11 protein-coding genes, 1 tRNA gene and 1 other RNA gene are annotated in these 15,896 nt (G+C 61.1%); 3 read left to right on the top strand and 10 right to left on the bottom strand.

Annotated elements, in window-relative coordinates; genetic code table 11:
- Positions 1-124: 124 nt before the first annotated feature.
- The gene (locus tag VVD49_RS11175; protein WP_327599259.1) at positions 125-2,995 is read left to right on the top strand and encodes a pectate lyase family protein; all 2,871 of its coding nucleotides are present in this window, start codon (positions 125-127) and stop codon (positions 2,993-2,995) included.
- A 94-nt stretch (positions 2,996-3,089) separates the two neighbouring features.
- Here VVD49_RS11175 and recR read toward each other — a convergent pair whose 3' ends face one another.
- From recR to dnaX, 3 genes are all read right to left on the bottom strand, one after another.
- On the bottom strand, positions 3,090-3,677 hold the full coding sequence (gene recR, locus VVD49_RS11170; protein WP_327599258.1) for a recombination mediator RecR: 588 nt from the start codon (positions 3,675-3,677) through the stop codon (positions 3,090-3,092).
- A gap of 78 nt (positions 3,678-3,755) precedes the next feature.
- Positions 3,756-4,079: a YbaB/EbfC family nucleoid-associated protein gene (locus VVD49_RS11165; RefSeq protein ID WP_327599257.1), complete on the bottom strand. Its 324-nt coding sequence runs from the start codon at positions 4,077-4,079 to the stop codon at positions 3,756-3,758.
- A gap of 61 nt (positions 4,080-4,140) precedes the next feature.
- The gene (gene dnaX, locus VVD49_RS11160) at positions 4,141-5,886 is read right to left on the bottom strand and encodes a DNA polymerase III subunit gamma/tau (protein WP_327599256.1); all 1,746 of its coding nucleotides are present in this window, start codon (positions 5,884-5,886) and stop codon (positions 4,141-4,143) included.
- Positions 5,887-6,249: 363 nt separating this feature from the next.
- Between dnaX and katG the strand changes: the two genes are divergently transcribed.
- A complete protein-coding gene (gene katG / locus VVD49_RS11155; protein WP_327599255.1) occupies positions 6,250-8,448 on the top strand; it encodes a catalase/peroxidase HPI in 2,199 nt (732 codons plus the stop codon).
- A 58-nt stretch (positions 8,449-8,506) separates the two neighbouring features.
- Here katG and ffs read toward each other — a convergent pair.
- From ffs to rnr, 4 genes are all read right to left on the bottom strand, one after another.
- Positions 8,507-8,604: signal recognition particle sRNA small type (gene ffs / locus VVD49_RS11150), an RNA gene on the bottom strand.
- 63 nt (positions 8,605-8,667) lie between these two features.
- The gene (locus VVD49_RS11145; RefSeq protein WP_327599254.1) at positions 8,668-9,081 is read right to left on the bottom strand and encodes a globin family protein; all 414 of its coding nucleotides are present in this window, start codon (positions 9,079-9,081) and stop codon (positions 8,668-8,670) included.
- A 107-nt stretch (positions 9,082-9,188) separates the two neighbouring features.
- A complete protein-coding gene (gene rlmB, locus VVD49_RS11140; RefSeq protein ID WP_327599253.1) occupies positions 9,189-9,941 on the bottom strand; it encodes a 23S rRNA (guanosine(2251)-2'-O)-methyltransferase RlmB in 753 nt (250 codons plus the stop codon).
- Complete coding sequence (rnr, locus tag VVD49_RS11135; RefSeq protein WP_327599252.1) at positions 9,934-12,906, bottom strand: ribonuclease R; 2,973 nt, start codon at positions 12,904-12,906, stop codon at positions 9,934-9,936. Before rnr ends, rlmB begins: the two co-directional genes overlap by 8 nt.
- Before the next feature lie 30 nt (positions 12,907-12,936).
- On the opposite strand from rnr, the gene VVD49_RS11130 reads away from it, so the two are divergent.
- Positions 12,937-13,021: transfer RNA gene (locus VVD49_RS11130), tRNA-Leu, on the top strand.
- Between the two features lie 175 nt (positions 13,022-13,196).
- Here the strand turns inward: VVD49_RS11130 and VVD49_RS11125 are convergent.
- From VVD49_RS11125 to VVD49_RS11115, 3 genes are read right to left on the bottom strand one after another with little or no spacing between them, the layout of a single operon-like run.
- Positions 13,197-14,507, bottom strand: a complete 1,311-nt coding sequence (locus VVD49_RS11125; RefSeq protein WP_327599251.1) for an adenylosuccinate synthase — start codon at positions 14,505-14,507, stop codon at positions 13,197-13,199.
- A 5-nt stretch (positions 14,508-14,512) separates the two neighbouring features.
- The gene (locus VVD49_RS11120; protein ID WP_327599250.1) at positions 14,513-15,676 is read right to left on the bottom strand and encodes an ATP phosphoribosyltransferase regulatory subunit; all 1,164 of its coding nucleotides are present in this window, start codon (positions 15,674-15,676) and stop codon (positions 14,513-14,515) included.
- A gap of 20 nt (positions 15,677-15,696) precedes the next feature.
- Complete coding sequence (locus tag VVD49_RS11115) at positions 15,697-15,882, bottom strand: DUF2065 domain-containing protein (protein ID WP_327599249.1); 186 nt, start codon at positions 15,880-15,882, stop codon at positions 15,697-15,699.
- Positions 15,883-15,896 lie beyond the last annotated feature (14 nt).

Here is a 15,896-nt window from a genome sequence, read left to right as displayed (position 1 = left end):
AATCTGGATCAGGCAAATCACCTTCGCAACACCTAATCTCGCAGCAGCTTGAGAGCCCAAGTAGATTGAAAAAATGGGCCTATGGCAGACCATCTGCCCAACAAGAATCACCGAGGGAGTTACCGTGCTGAATACACGTATCACGGCGCCATTGCGGCGCGCGCTGCTGGGGGCCGCTCTGCTCGTTTCCCTACCTGCTTTTGCCGTAGATCCGGCGCAGCAGCCCGCCCCTGCAGATGGCTGGGCCAGCCAGAACGGCGGCACGCTTGGTGGCTCAGCAGCCACCACGGCCAACATCTATACCGCATCCAATCGGGCCCAACTCCTTAATGCGCTAGCCAACGGTGGTAGCGCAGCCAAGATCATCAAGATCGTCGGCGTGATCGACATGAGTGAAGGCCAGGCCTTTTCCATCCACGCGGATCAGGCCGTGCGCGCAGCCATCACGCTGCCTGCCAATACGACCCTTATCGGTGACGCTGCCAGCGCGGGCATCGTCAATGGCTACATCAATATCAGCAACACCTCGCAAGTCATCATCCGCAACCTGAAGATCGTCGCACCATGTGACGTCACACCCACATGGGATAGCACGACGAGCACCTGGAACTCCTCCTTTCAGGCCATACAGGTCAGCGCCTCGCATCATGTCTGGATTGACCACAATACGTTCACTGACACGCCCGTAACCAATGACACGCTCGCCATCGATAGCGGCAAGGTCAAGGAGTGTCACGATGGCGCGCTCGACATCAAGAACGCGTCAGACTATGTGACGGTGTCGTACAACCTGTTCAATCTGCACAACAAGAACAATCTCATTGGTGCAAGTGATACCGCGACGGGTGACGAAGGCCACCTTACGGTGACCTTCAGCAACAATGTGTTCAGCAATGTGTCGATGCGTACGCCGCGGGTGCGGTACGGTCAGGTACATCTGTTCAACAATTACTACACGGGCAGCAAGACCCACCCGGTCTATCCACACTCCTACAGTGTCGGCGCCGGCGTCGCCGCGAAGATCCTGTCGAACAACAATGTGTTCGAGATCGCAGGAGCTGCGGTATGTGACGATGTCATCACCAATCCGAACTCCTCAACCGCGGCAGGTGCTTTCAAGGACGCTGGCTCGCTACTCAATGGCGGCACTCTCGCAGGCTGCCTGCTCTCGAACGGCGTGACCTGGACTGTGCCCTACATCTACACGCCACGGGCTGCTTCACTCGTCAAACTATATGCCCTGCTCAATGCAGGAGGCGGGAAGCTCACAACTGCTGTTACGGGCACGGGCAATACATCCTCATCTTCTTCAAGCTCTTCATCGTCGAGCTCCTCGAGTGCCCCCGCGGGCTCCACCCCCATCACGATCCACATGATCGGCGACTCGACGATGACGACCTACACGGAAGATCGTCGTCCGCAATACGGCTGGGGTGAGAAGTTGCCCATGTTCGTGAATGCAAACGTCACGATAAAGAACTGGGCTGCAGGCGGGCGTAGCTCACGCAGCTTCTACTACGAAGCTGGCAAATGGAATGCAGCAAAGGCGGACATCAAGAACGGTGACTACGTCATCATCCAGTTCGGTCACAACGACGAGAAGGATGGCACCGACTACCCTGCTTACGGCACTTACGCGTATTGCAGCGATGGCACCACGAATGGCGAAGGCTGCTCGGGTGGCGCAGACTCGCTCGAGCCGGCGCTCGACAAGTCCGAGCACTCCTACTATCAATTCCTGAAGCGTTACGTCACCGAGATTCGTGCCAAGGGCGGCATCCCGATCCTGATGACACCGATCGTTCGCGCTTATTTCGCCAACGGCGTGATCACCGGCAACGGCGTGCACAACCTCACCAGCGTCATCGCCGGCGAGACGTATGCGCGTGGCAATTATCCGGAAGCGATGAAAGCGATCGCCACGCAATACAACGTGCCGCTCGTGGACGTCACCACGCTCACCAAGGCGCTGGTTGAAAGTTACGGACCTGCTGCATCGGCGTCGCCGAACCTTTACTACCCCGACAGCACCCACCTGAACGGCCTGTACGCCACCCTGGTTGCCAAGATGGCGGTTGACGGCATGAAGGGGCTGAACATCCTCAACGGCTACTTTGTAAGCGTCACATCCCTGCTGGCCAGCCCCGCTTCACTGGACTGGGGCGATGCTTACATTGGTGATGGTCCCGTAAAGTCGATTACCGTTTCCACGTTTGATCTTGCCCCAGCCAGTGGCACGGTGAATCTTGCTGCACCTCCGGGCTACCTGCTCTCGACGGATCAATCCACCTGGGGTCAGACGCTGGAGATCGGTTACAGCAATGGAGCGCTGACCAGCAAGGTGTATGTCAAGTTTGCGCCGACCGCAGTCCAGACCTACAACGGCACGATCAACTTCACCGTGGCGGGCGCGGCACTGGGCACCGTGGCGCTCTCCGGCAACGGCATTGCAGTTCCATCTGGCCTGGCAACTTATGCCTTGTGGAAGATGAATGGCAACGTGCTCAGCGGCACGAGTGGCGGCCTGGTCGGCACCACAGATGCTGGCGTAGTCGGGCTGCCAGTGGGCAGCACAGCCTCCCTGGCGGTGAATGGCGCGACGGTCCTCGTCAATCGCTACAATTCGACGACCAATCTGGCGCATGACGCAGGCAAGTATCTGCAGTTCGCAGTCAGTGCGCCTTCGACTGGCAGCTTCACCGTCAGCGCCATCTCGGCATGGATGGCCACCAGTGGCGGTTCGAATACGCGTGCAGACATCGAGTACTCCACGAACGCCGACTTCAGCAGCCCGGTTCGTCTCAATGGCGATACGCCGCTGAGCTTCGTCAACGGCACGATGGTACAGACGACCTACGGCTCGCTCGCCATTACCGTCCCGGCAGGTGCAACGCTGTATGTCCGCGTATTCCCTTGGTATACCTCGGTTGCAACGGGAAAATACCTCGCCATCAGCGACGTGAAGATCGAGGGCATTGCTTCAACGGGTCAGTAGACTCTTCAGCAAGTGCATCGCATCAAAGAAAAAGGCCGGGGTTCGTTCCCGGCCTTTTTTCCTTTGCTAGCACAACAACAAGAAGCGTCTGGCATTACATGGAGCGCCGCTCCACCATCGCTTGCGCAAGCGTGCCGATATCCGTGTGCTCCAGCTCCCCGCCGACCGGCACGCCGCGCGCGATGCGACTGACTTTCACACCGCGTGCACGCAGGACTTCGCCGACGTAGTGCGCAGTCGCCTCGCCTTCGTTGGTGAAATTGGTCGCAAGAATCACCTCGCGCACCACGCCGTCCGATGCGCGCGCCATGAGCTTCTCGAGATTGAGCTCGCGCGGCCCGACGCCATCGAGTGGCGAGATGCGCCCCATCAGCACGTAATACATGCCTTGGTAACTGTGCGTCTGTTCCATGATGGCCAGATCGGCCGGCATCTCGACGACGCAAAGCAGGCTCGCATCGCGCTGCGGACTACTGCAGCGCTCACATACCTCTACTTCGGTAAAGGTATTGCAGCGCGAGCAATGCTTCAGCCGCTCGAGTGCCTGGCTGACGGACTGCCCCAGACGCGCAGCCCCGACCCTGTCACGCTGCAACAGGTGGTAAGCCATACGCTGGGCTGACTTGGGGCCGACACCCGGCAGGGTGCGCAGCGCTTCGATGAGTTGGTCGAGGGGGTTCAATGCAGTGAGGCGGGAGGCGTGAAGAGCGGAGTACGTTCTGGACGTCTACACCTCACTCATGCCTCCTCACAGATCCAATCAGAAGGGCAGCTTCATGCCTGGCGGCAGGTTGAGACCAGCGGTAAAGCCGGACATCTTCTCGGCGGTCGTGGCTTCAACCTTGCGTGACGCATCGTTGAGCGCAGCGACGATCAGGTCCTCCAGCATCTCCTTGTCGTCCATCACGGACGGATCGATGGTCACGCGCTTGGCTTCGTACTTGCAGCTGATGACAACCTTGACGGCACCCGAACCCGCCTGACCTTCGACGTCTATCGTGGCCAGCGCGTCCTGCGCCTTCTTCATGTTTTCCTGCATCTGCTGGGCCTGCTTCATGAGGCCTCCCAGTCCACCTTTCATCATTTCAATGCTCCTTGGGCGAGTGGGTGAAAGTAAAAGAAATCAGAAAAGAATCAACAACGGTTTATAGCGGTCGTACCGAAGTCTCGATCAGCGTGGCATCGAAGCGCTCGATCACCTCCTGCACGAAGGGATCGGACTCCAGCGCCGCCACCGCATCGGAATGACGTTGTCTCTGCGTCTCGGCATTGCGCTGTGCGGGCGTCTGCGTCCCCGGCTCGCCGATCTCCACGTTCAGGCGCACGCCGCCACCAAAGTGCTTGGCAAGCGCTTCCTGCAATTTGGCTTGCGTACCTGGCATGGCCAACAAATGCTTGTGCGTAGGCGCCAGACGCAGCTTGATCGCCCCGCCGGCCACCTCGATCAGCGCGCAGTTCTGCGCCAGTTCGCGCACCAGGCCACCAAGCTGCATGGCGCCGATCAGCTCATGCCAGTCAGGTATCCCTTCAGGCAAGGCTGCCGGCATCGACACGGCTTCCGGCCGACTGTCGACATACGGTTTGGCAAGCGGAGGCTCGGCCGCAGACTGTGCGGGCATCGCCGGCGCGCTGACGGCGGGGCTCGGAGCACTCGCCTGCAGCTGTGGCTTGAGGCTGGGCATGGCGGGCTTCAGCGAGGGCATACCCTGCGCGCTTGCGCCCGGCGTTGCACCAGCTGGCATGGGCCGCGCATTTCCGCCCCCTGCTCCGCTGGATCCACTGGACATGGCCCCGCTGCCTGCTCCCGCCGCGTCGGGCCGGAAAGCATGCAGACGCAACAGCGTCATCGAGAAACCCGTGTGCTCGTCCGGCGCCAGCGGCAACTCGTCGCGGCCATGCACGACGATCTGGTAAGCCAATTGCAGGAATTCGGCTGAAAACTGTCTGGCATACCCACTCAGGCGCTCGCGCTCGATCACGTCGCCAAAAGCCTGTGGCGCGAACTGCAACAAGGCAATGCGATGCAGCAGGCTGGCGAAGGTCTGCAATGCGTCATCGAATGACAGGGCGCGCGCTTCCATCGTGTCGGCTGCAGCCAGCATGGCGTCGATGTCCTGCGCAGCCAGTGCATCGAGCAGGGCATAGAGATGGTCCTCACCCACGGTGCCAAGCATGTCGATGACCTGCTCTTCCTCGACCTTGCCTGCCCCGTGCGCAATGGCCTGATCGAGCAGCGACAGCGCATCGCGCATCGACCCGTTCGCCCCCTTGGCGATATGGCGCAGCGCGCCCGGCTCGAAGGGCACGCCTTCTTCGCCGAGCACGCGCGACAGGTGATCGACGATGTGCGTCACCGGCATCTGCTTGAGGTTGAACTGCAGGCAACGCGACAACACGGTGACCGGAATTTTCTGCGGATCGGTCGTCGCCAGGATGAATTTCATGTGCGCTGGCGGCTCTTCCAGCGTCTTGAGCATGGCGTTGAAGGCATGCCCGGTGAGCATGTGCACTTCGTCGATCATGTAGACCTTGTAGCGGCCACGCGCCGGTGCATAGGCGGCCTTCTCGAGCAGCGCCGCCATGTCGTCCACGCCGCGATTCGAGGCCGCATCCATCTCGATGTAATCGACAAAACGGCCGGCATCGATCTCGGTACAGGCCGTACAGACACCACACGGCGTCGCCGTCACCCCGGTTTCGCAGTTGAGGCTTTTGGCCAGGATGCGCGAGATGGTCGTCTTGCCAACACCCCGCGTGCCAGTAAACAGGTAGGCATGATGCAGACGGCCCGTCTGCAGCGCGTGCCCCAGGGCCCGTACCACATGTTCTTGACCAACCAGGGTTTCAAAGCTTTTGGGCCGCCACTTGCGGGCAAGGACTTGGTAACTCATGGCCGCGATTGTAGCCCGGATGGCGGTTCGCCACCTTGCCGGACTGCGACCTGAAGGACGCCGCAGGATGCATCGCATCCACAGTCATTCTCCTTTCTCGATTGCCACAGACTATCGGGCCAGTCGGATCATTCGATTGGCCAGATGCGGATGGGCCACCTAGAGTTGATCTGTCGCAAAGAATGGATGCGAGATCCAGACAGTGGCTCCAGAAACAAATCGAATAGTGCGTGACCTCCTCGCATCCAGAGAAACGCCAGGAATCAAATGATGGCGTCGCGCCTGTCATGTCGAACCACGTAACAAACACGCTCTGAAATTCAGCTTTTCCCCGTACTGACATCGAGAACCAAGGAGCAAATCATGTCCAGCGAAAGCAAGTGTCCTTTCCATGCCGGCAAGCCGGCCCCCAGTACCCGCGCGAACCGGGACTGGTGGCCCAACAAGCTAGACCTGAGCGTGCTGCACCAGCACGGCCCCGAAACCAGCCCTCTGCCCCAGAGCTTCAACTACGCGGAGGAGTTCAAGAAACTGGACCTTGCCGCAGTGAAGAAGGACCTCGCTGCGCTGATGACCAACTCGCAGGATTGGTGGCCGGCGGACTGGGGGCACTACGGCGGCCTGATGATCCGCATGGCCTGGCACAGCGCCGGTACGTACCGCACGGCAGACGGTCGCGGCGGCGCAGGCAAGGGCAACCAGCGCTTCGCCCCGCTCAATAGCTGGCCCGACAACGGCAACCTCGACAAAGCGCGTCGCCTGCTGTGGCCGATCAAGCAAAAATACGGCAACAAGCTTTCGTGGGCCGACCTCATGATCCTCGCCGGCAACGTCGCGCTGGAATCCATGGGCTTCAAGACCTTCGGCTTCGGCGGCGGCCGTGCGGACATTTGGGCGCCGGAAGAAGACGTCAATTGGGGCGCCGAAGCCGAATGGCTGGCAACCAGCGACAAGCCGAATAGCCGCTACTCCGGCGAGCGCGAACTCACCAACCCGCTGGCCGCCGTGCAGATGGGCCTGATCTACGTGAACCCGGAAGGCCCGGACGGCAATCCCGACCCGGTCGCCTCCGGCCGCGACGTGCGCGAAACCTTCGCACGCATGGCCATGAACGATGAAGAAACCGTGGCACTGGTCGCCGGTGGGCACACTTTCGGCAAGGCCCACGGCGCAGGCGATCCCAAGCACGTTGGTCGCGAACCGGAGGCTGCGGCGATCGAAGAGATGGGCCTCGGCTGGACCAACGCTTTCGAGACCGGCAAGGGCGTGCACACCACCACCAGTGGCATAGAAGGCGCCTGGAAGCCCAACCCCACCACGTGGGATAACGGCTACTTCGACACCCTGTTCGGCTACGAATGGGAACTCACGAAGAGCCCCGCTGGCGCACACCAGTGGGTCGCCAAGAACGTGAAGCCCGAACATATGATTCCCGACGCGCACGATCCGTCGAAGAAGCACGCGCCGATGATGACCACGGCCGACCTTTCGCTGCGCATGGACCCGGCCTACGAGAAAATCTCGCGCCGCTTCCACGAGAATCCGGCCGCCTTTGCCGACGCTTTCGCGCGCGCCTGGTTCAAGCTGACCCATCGCGACATGGGCCCCAAGGTACGCTACCTCGGCCCCGAAGTGCCGGCTGAAGACCTGATCTGGCAAGACCCCGTACCGGCGCTCAATCATCCGCTGGTAGACGCCCAGGACATCGCCGCGCTGAAAGCCAAGGTGCTGGCGGCTGGCGTACCGCTCGCCGACCTCGTATCGACGGCCTGGGCCTCTGCCTCGACCTTCCGTGGCTCGGACAAGCGCGGTGGCGCCAATGGCGCACGCATCCGTCTGGCGCCACAGAAGGAATGGGAAGGTAATCAGCCAGGCAAACTCGCGAAGGTGTTGCGTACGCTTGAAGGCATCCAGAGCGAATTCAACGGTGCGCAAGCCAGCGGCAAGAAGGTATCGCTTGCCGACCTCATCGTTCTCGCAGGCACGGCAGCCATCGAACAAGCCGCCAAGGCCGCTGGCTATGCCATCGACGTCGCATTCGCGCCCGGCCGCACGGACGCGTCACAGGAGCAAACCGACGTTGCTTCCTTCGACGTACTCGAGCCGCTCGCCGATGGCTTCCGCAACTACCTCAAAGCGGATTACGGTGTGCCGACCGAGAAACTGCTGCTCGACAAGGCCCAGCTGCTGACGCTGACGGCACCCGAGATGACCGTCCTCATCGGCGGCCTGCGGGCCCTTGGCGCAACGGTGGACGGCAAGCACGGCGTCTTCACCAGGAACCCGGGCACGCTGTCGACCGATTACTTCGTGAACCTGCTCGATATCGGCACGGTGTGGAAGCCGACATCGGACGCAGCACAGACTTTCGAAGGCCTGGATCGCAGCACCGGACAAGCGAAATGGACGGCAACGCGCGTCGACCTCGTGTTCGGCTCCAACTCGCAGCTGCGTGCATTGGCCGAGGTGTATGCGCAGGAAGACGCGAAAGAACGCTTCGTGAAGGACTTCGCTGCAGCCTGGGGCAAGGTCATGAACCTCGACCGCTTCGATCTGAAGTAAATCGCGCAGAGCCAAAGAAAAAGGCGCATCCAATGGATGCGCCTTTTCACTTGTTCGGGGTGGCGAGCCTGACCCCCGGCACTTGCAGGACGCGGTTATGGCTGCTTCCTTCCGGACCTGACCAGATTCCCACACTGCAATGCGGGGAGACCCGCCACGGCGAATTCTATCACGGCGAGCGCGCCTTCCGGCAGCGCAGCATGCTTGCGCATGGTTTTCTCAGATCGCTTCGGCCGCAGCTTCTTTCATGGCGCCCGCGAGCGTCGTGTAGGCAACGGTCCAGGCCTCCTTCACTTCCGGCGTGAAAGCATCGCCAAGGCCCTTCTCCAGCGTCCACAGCAAGGCCGCGCCCACCGTGTCGTAGTGCTGGGCTTCCACGCCGTAGGCAACGTGACGACGCCCCAAGTCCTGCACGGCCGGCACGATGTCACCGAGTGAATCAAGCTTGGCCACGACGGTGCTGATCATCGCCATGAGCTTGCGCCCCTGTTCGGAGATATCGCTCTTGAAGAGATGCTTCAGCTCGGGGTCGAGCTCGAACAGGCGACCGTAAAACAAACCGGCCGCCGTATCAGCGATGGGAACGACTTTTTGCCAGGACGCCTGGACGAGTGAAACCTGTTGCGGACTCATGTGAACCTCCCCTGTCATGCTCAAGTGATTGGCTGCAAAGCGCGCAAGGCTACGCGCCAATCACCACACCGACAGGAGGCCTGCCCCGAAGAACAGGCTCACATCGATCAGGCTCCGCTACGTTGTCGCCGCGCTTCGAACAGGCAGATGCCGGAGGCTACCGACACGTTGAGACTCTCCACCGAACCGAGCATCGGGATCTGCGCCAGCTCGTCGCAGGTCTCGCGCGTCAGGCGACGCAAACCGTCGCCCTCCGCGCCCAGCACCCAAGCCAAGGGTACTTTCTGATCGATCTGGTAGAGCGATTTCTCGGACTCACCGGCCGCCCCCACACACCACACACCAGCCTCCTGCATCTCACGCAAGCTCCGCGCCAGATTTGTGACGGAGACATAGGGCACGGTATCAGCCGCACCGCTGGCGACCTTGATGGCCGTGGCATTGAGGCCGACGGCACGATCCTTCGGGGCGATCACGGCATGCGCACCCGCTGCATCGGCAACGCGCAGGCAGGCGCCAAGATTGTGCGGATCCTGCACGCCATCGAGCACCAACAACAGGGCGTTTTCGGTCAGCGTATCGAGCACGTCGTCCAGGCGCACTTCCTTGCGCTGGGCACTGACACGCGCCACAACTCCCTGATGGCGATGCGTGCCGGCCATGCCGTCGAGGCGCTGCGCATCCGTCGGGATGATTCGCACATTGGCCGTCTCGGCACGTTCGACCAGATCGCGCGCGCGCGCATCGTGACGGCCTGCCGCGATGAAGATTTCCAGCACACTGTCTGCGTCATGGCGTAGCTTGGCCGCCACCGCGTGGAAGCCGTGCACGAAGCGTCCGCTCTTGATGTCATCAGCCACGGCGGCCTCCCTTCGAAGCAACGGGCTTGCGTGCGGTCGTTTTCACCGTCGAAGCCGTCCGTGGTGCCGCAGGCGTCACCTTGGGCTGCGCTGCAGTAGCCTTGGCGAGCACCTTGGCTGGAGCCTTGGGTTTTGCCTTTGGCTTGGCCTTGGGTTTCGGCGCGCTCTTGCTTGTCGGCGTCTTGCCGCTCGAACGCGAATCTGAGTGTGATTCGCTCCTGCCTGGCGGTGGCGCAGACCTGCTCTTTGCCCCCGCCGAGCTTCCGCGCGGCTCGCGTTTACCAACGACTTCCGCGGCAATTGCATGCGGGCCCTTGCGATCCGGCAGACCCGCCAGCTTGCGCCAGCTCACGACGCCATCATCATCGTCATCAAGAATGGCCGGGCGTGCTGGCAAAGTCGACGCACTACGGCTCGGGCGCACAAGCTCCGCCTCGGGCGGCGGAAGCAAGCGCTTCGGTTTGGCGTGCTCGCGCACCGGCTTCTGTTTCTGCTTGCCAGCTGGAGCGGGCTCAGCTGCCGGCACGGCCACCTCTGGCTTCGCCTTGGCGCGGTCACGCTCTGTCTTGCCGGTGCGTGTCGTTTCACGCTCAACACCTTCAAGCAACTTGAAATCGATCTTGCGCGTCTCAAGATCCACGCGCACGACTTGCACACGCACCCGGTCGGACAGCCGATAGCGCTCACCCGTGCGCTCGCCCAGCAGCTCATGACGTGCTTCGTCATGATGGAAGTAATCCTTGCCGAGTTCGGAGATGTGTACAAGACCTTCGACGAAGAGGTCATCCAGCGTCACGAAGATACCGAAGGACGTCACGGACGTAATGCTGCCTTCATACTCCTCGCCTATGCGATCCTGCATGTAGAAACACTTCAGCCAGGTTTCGACATCGCGGCTGGCCTCATCCGCGCGACGCTCGGTCTGCGAGCAATGCACGCCGATCTCTTCCCAGATGCCGGTCTTCTTCGCCTTCTCCGGCACCGGTGGCGTTTCCACGACCTCGCGCTGCTGCTTGTCGCGTGCATTACCACGCGCCGGCTTGCCATCGCGGCCCGGCTTGCCGCGCTTGCGGCGCGTATCCATCAGCAACTCGACAGGGCCCGCATTCGGCACATAGGGCTTCTTGCTCAGCACGGCCTTGATCGCGCGATGCACGAGCAGGTCGGGGTAGCGGCGAATCGGTGACGTGAAGTGCGTGTAGGCATCGTAGGCCAGGCCGAAGTGGCCAACGTTGTCCGGGCTATACACGGCCTGCTGCAACGAACGCAACATCACCGTCTGGATCAGCTGCGCATCAGGGCGCTCCTTGATCTGCGCCACGACCTTGGCGAAATCGCCAGCCTTTGGTTTCTCACCGCCCGCCAGCGTGATGCCGAATTCGCCGAGGAACTCGCGCAAGCGGCCAAGCTTTTCTTCGGTCGGGCCTTCGTGAATGCGGTACAGCGATGCCTGTCCGCTTTCCTGCAGGTAGTTTGACGCGCAGACGTTCGCGGCCAGCATGCACTCCTCGATGAGACGGTGTGCGTCGTTACGATGCTCGGGCACGATGCGTTCTATCTTGCCGTTGTCGTCGAAGACCATCTTCGTTTCGACCGTTTCGAAGTCTATCGCGCCGCGCTTGGCACGTGCCTTCAGCAGCACGCGGAACAACTCATCGAGATGGCCCAGATGTGGTAGCAGATCAACCAGCTCGTTGCGCAGCGCCGTGTCCTTCTCGTACAGCGCAGCAGCAACCTTGTTGTAGGTCAGGCGCGCATGCGAGTACATGACAGCAGGGTAGAAGCGATACTTCTTGATGACACCGAGCGGCCCGATGTCCATGTCGCAGACCATGCACAGGCGCTCTACCTGCGGGTTGAGCGAGCACAGACCGTTGGAGAGCTTCTCCGGCAGCATCGGGATCACGCGACGCGGGAAGTAGACCGAGGTGCCACGGCGCAAGGCATCTGCGTCCAGCGCAGAGCCCGGCGTCACGTAATGGCTCACGTCGGCAATCGCCACGATCAGGCGATAACCCTTGCCCTGCTTCTCGCAATACACGGCGTCGTCGAAGTCGCGCGCCGTTTCGCCGTCGATGGTCACCAGCGGCAGATGGCGGATGTCTTCGCGACCGGGCGTCCAGTCCTTCTTGCGCACCGCGTCCGGCAGCTTCTTTGCCTCGGCCTGACCTTCCGCCGAGAACTCGAAAGGTAGATCGTGCTTGCGCAATGCAATCTCGATTTCCATGCCGGGGTCGGCATAGTTGCCCAGCGTCTGCACGATGCGGCCGATGGCCTGCGAATGGGCAGACGGCTGCTGCGTGATCATCACGGTGACGATCTGGCCGGCAGCCGGCGGCGTGCGCGTCGTATCCGAGGCCAGCAGGATCTGATTGCTGATGCGGCGATTCTCGGGCTGGATGAAGACCACGCCCTGCTCCACCATCACGCGACCGATCACCTGCGTGTTGGCACGCTCGAGTACTTCGATGACTTTGGCTTCGCGACGACCGCGCTGATCGACGCCCATGGCGCGCACGAGGATCTTGTCGCCGTGCATGACCTCGCGCATCGCGCGCGGGCCAAGGAACATGTCGTCGGAGCCATCGTCCGGCACGAGGAAGCCGAAACCATCGGCGTGGCCCTCGACCCGGCCTTTAACGAGATCGGCCTTGTTGGGAATGATGTAGTCGCCAGCGCGGTTGCGCATCAGCTGACCTTCACGCTCCATGGCGAAGATGCGGCGCGCGAAGTGATCAATCTCTTCCGGCTTGATGTCGAGCTGCGCGATCAGCTCCTCACCAGTCATCGGGCGAGCCGTGTCGGCGAGTATCTGCAACACGTATTCACGTGAGGGCAAGGGATTTTCGTACTTTTCCTTCTCACGTTCGAAGAAGGGATCGGCTTGTCGCACACGCGAGACACGGGGTGCGCGAACTTTTTTACTGATTGTTTTGGGTTTAATGTTCTTTTTCTCTTGACTCATTTAATTCTTGCTTTAAAATGCACGCCTCTTGCCCAGGTGGCGAAATTGGTAGACGCGCTAGTTTCAGGTACTAGTGCCGCAAGGTGTGGAGGTTCGAGTCCTCTCCTGGGCACCAAATTCGGTAATCAAGCCGGTTCTTCGGAACCGGCTTTTTTATTGCCCGCTGCATTCATGCAGCCCGGCTTACCGATACATTTTCAATCCTTGTACTACACACTGCAGGCAAATGCGCCGCCTGCAGTTTGAAAACAAAAGGCCGACATGCTGCGTCGGCCCTTTGTCTCGACTACTTACACCGCGAAGGGGTGCCTTTTCAGGATCGTCTCGTCACGCTCCGGTCCGGTCGATACGATATCGATCGGCACTTCGCACAACACTTCCAGACGGTTCAGATAGGCCTGCGCTGCAGCGGGCAGATCTTCCCAGCGCTTCACGCCATAAGTCGTCTCCGACCAACCCGGCATGCTCTCGTAAATCGGCACGCAAGCGGCCACGTCATCCGCACCGACCGGCAAGAGATCGACGACCTTGTCGCCCAACTTGTAGCCCGTGCAGATCTTCAGCTCTTCCAGACCATCGAGCACGTCGAGCTTGGTGATGCACAAACCCGTCAAACCGTTGATGCGTGCCGAGCGACGCAGCGCTGCTGCGTCGAACCAGCCGCAACGACGCTTGCGCCCTGTCACCGTACCGAATTCGCGACCCACGGTCGACATCTGATAGCCAGGGCAGGCTGGCGTTTCGATATCCAGCTCGCTCGGGAATGGGCCTCCACCGACGCGCGTGCAATATGCCTTCGTAATGCCCAGCACGTAGTGCAGCATGCCCGGACCAACGCCCGAACCGGCTGCCGCCTGGCCCGACACGCAATTACTCGACGTCACGAATGGATAGGTACCGTGGTCTATATCCAGCAGCGTACCTTGCGCGCCTTCGAACAGCAGGTTCTGTCCAGCCTTGTGCGCATCGTAGATCTCGGCCGACACGTCCACCACCAGCGGACGGATCTGCTCGGCATCCTTCATGGCCTGATCATAAACAGGCTGAAACGCCACCGGCTCGGCTCCGAGGTACTGGGTCAGCACGAAGTTGTGGTAATCCAGCACTTCGCGCAGTTTCTCGGCGAAACGCTCCGGGTAGAACAAGTCATACACGCGCAGCGCACGACGTGCGACCTTGTCGGCATAGGCTGGGCCAATGCCCTTGCCTGTCGTGCCGATCTTGTCTTCCGCGCTCTTCTTCGCCTCGCGTGCCTTGTCCAGCGCCGAGTGGTACGGCAGGATCAGCGGACAGCCCGGGCTCACCTTCAGGCGCGAACGCACGTCGATGCCGTCTTTTTCCAGCACCGCGATTTCGGACAGCAGGTGATGGATATCCAGCACCACGCCATTGCCGATATAGCACTGCACGCCTTCGCGCACGATGCCGGATGGCACGAGGTTGAGCTTGTACTCCTTCTCGCCAATGACCAGCGTGTGGCCCGCATTGTGGCCGCCCTGAAAGCGCACCACACCCTGAGCGTGATTGGTCAGCCAATCGACGATCTTGCCTTTGCCTTCGTCACCCCATTGGGTGCCGACGACGACTACATTCTTGGCCATACCTTCTATTCCTCCAAAGGAACGACGCGCCATGCACCGTCCCGCAAAACCAGTTGCCGGTCGCAACCGGCCTCACGCCAGGCACCTTGGTGACCCGGCAATTCAAGCATTACGATTTCACCCGCTGCGCGCTGCACTTCGATCGCCGCAGCCAGCGACTCATCGCCTTCCGCAGGGGCGAGTACCGCACCACTGGACTGCTCGACTTCACCATCGAGGGCGACGAGATCACGCAGATCCATGCTGAACCCCGTGGCGGGCCGCGCGCGTCCGAAAGCCTTGCCCACTTCGTTATAGCGTCCGCCCAGCGCAACCGCTGCCGGAGAAGTACCGCTATACGCCGCGAACACGACACCCGTGTGATAGTGATAGCCGCGCAGATCTGCCAGATCAAATGACAAAGGCAAATTCCCGAGATGCTTGACCAGATGCAGCAACTCACTGATCGCTGAGCGCACACCCGGCACATCAGGCAACTCTGACATCGCCCGCACGAGCACGTCCGGCCCGCCGTACAAACCAGGCAAAGGCAGCAGCGAGTCGGCAACGATCTGCGGACGCCCGGCGACGAACTCGCGCAGCGCCGGCACATCCTTGTTCTGCAAAATGCCGTATAGAGCTTCCTCCGCCTCGGCATCCAGCCCTGCATGTGCCGTCAGCGCGCGGAACAGGCCCATATGGCCAAGATCAATCCGCAAAGTCTTCGCACCCGCCAGCGTCAGGCTGCGCGCCAGCAGGCGCACGATTTCGACATCCGCCTCGATCCCTTCATGACCATAGATTTCGGCGCCAATCTGGATCGGCTCACGACTCGATGTCGTCGTACGCGGCATGGTGCGCACCACAGCACCGCAATAGCTCAGACGTGTCACACCCTGACGATTCAGCAAGTGCGCATCGATACGCGTCACCTGGGGCGTCATGTCTGCGCGCAGCCCCAGCGTGCGACCCGAAATACGGTCGACCAGCTTGTAGGTGCTCTCATCCATGTCTTGCCCGGTGCCGGAGACCAGCGCATCCAGAAACTCGACGCTGGGCGGTATGACAAGCTGGTAACCATGCAGGCGGAAATCGTCGAGCAAGCGGCGACGCAGGCGCTCCATGCGCTGCGCCGCTACGGGCAGGACGTCTTCAAAGTATTCGGGCAGGGCCCAGCGTGGCAAAGCCATGATGTGAAATCGTTGGAAAATCAGTAAAACAGGACAAACAGCACAAGGCCGACGACGATGGAGGTCAACCCGATAAAGCGCACCTGCCCGTCAGCCAGACGCGTCAGGCGCTGGAATGTCTCGCGCCAGACTGCCGGCGCAATGAACGGAAAGAGGCCTTCAAGCACCAGCATCAGGGCCAGGGCGGAGAGGAAATACCGAAGCATGCCGATCCTGATTA

This window comes from Uliginosibacterium silvisoli, assembly GCF_036017035.1.
Classification (GTDB): Bacteria; Pseudomonadota; Gammaproteobacteria; order Burkholderiales; family Rhodocyclaceae; genus Viridibacterium; species Viridibacterium silvisoli.
This window is presented reverse-complemented; position numbering and strand designations above follow the sequence as displayed.

Bases quoted from the DNA above. Each gene is read 5' to 3' on its own strand.
- VVD49_RS11165 (WP_327599257.1), bottom strand. From the start codon at position 4,079: ATGATGAAAGGTGGACTGGGAGGCCTCATGAAGCAGGCCCAGCAGATG.
- dnaX (WP_327599256.1), bottom strand. From the start codon at position 5,886: ATGAGTTACCAAGTCCTTGCCCGCAAGTGGCGGCCCAAAAGCTTTGAA.
- katG (WP_327599255.1), top strand. From the start codon at position 6,250: ATGTCCAGCGAAAGCAAGTGTCCTTTCCATGCCGGCAAGCCGGCCCCC.
- VVD49_RS11145 (WP_327599254.1), bottom strand. From the start codon at position 9,081: ATGAGTCCGCAACAGGTTTCACTCGTCCAGGCGTCCTGGCAAAAAGTC.
- rnr (WP_327599252.1), bottom strand. From the start codon at position 12,906: ATGAGTCAAGAGAAAAAGAACATTAAACCCAAAACAATCAGTAAAAAA.
- VVD49_RS11125 (WP_327599251.1), bottom strand. From the start codon at position 14,507: ATGGCCAAGAATGTAGTCGTCGTCGGCACCCAATGGGGTGACGAAGGC.
- VVD49_RS11120 (WP_327599250.1), bottom strand. From the start codon at position 15,676: ATGGCTTTGCCACGCTGGGCCCTGCCCGAATACTTTGAAGACGTCCTG.
- VVD49_RS11115 (WP_327599249.1), bottom strand. From the start codon at position 15,882: ATGCTTCGGTATTTCCTCTCCGCCCTGGCCCTGATGCTGGTGCTTGAA.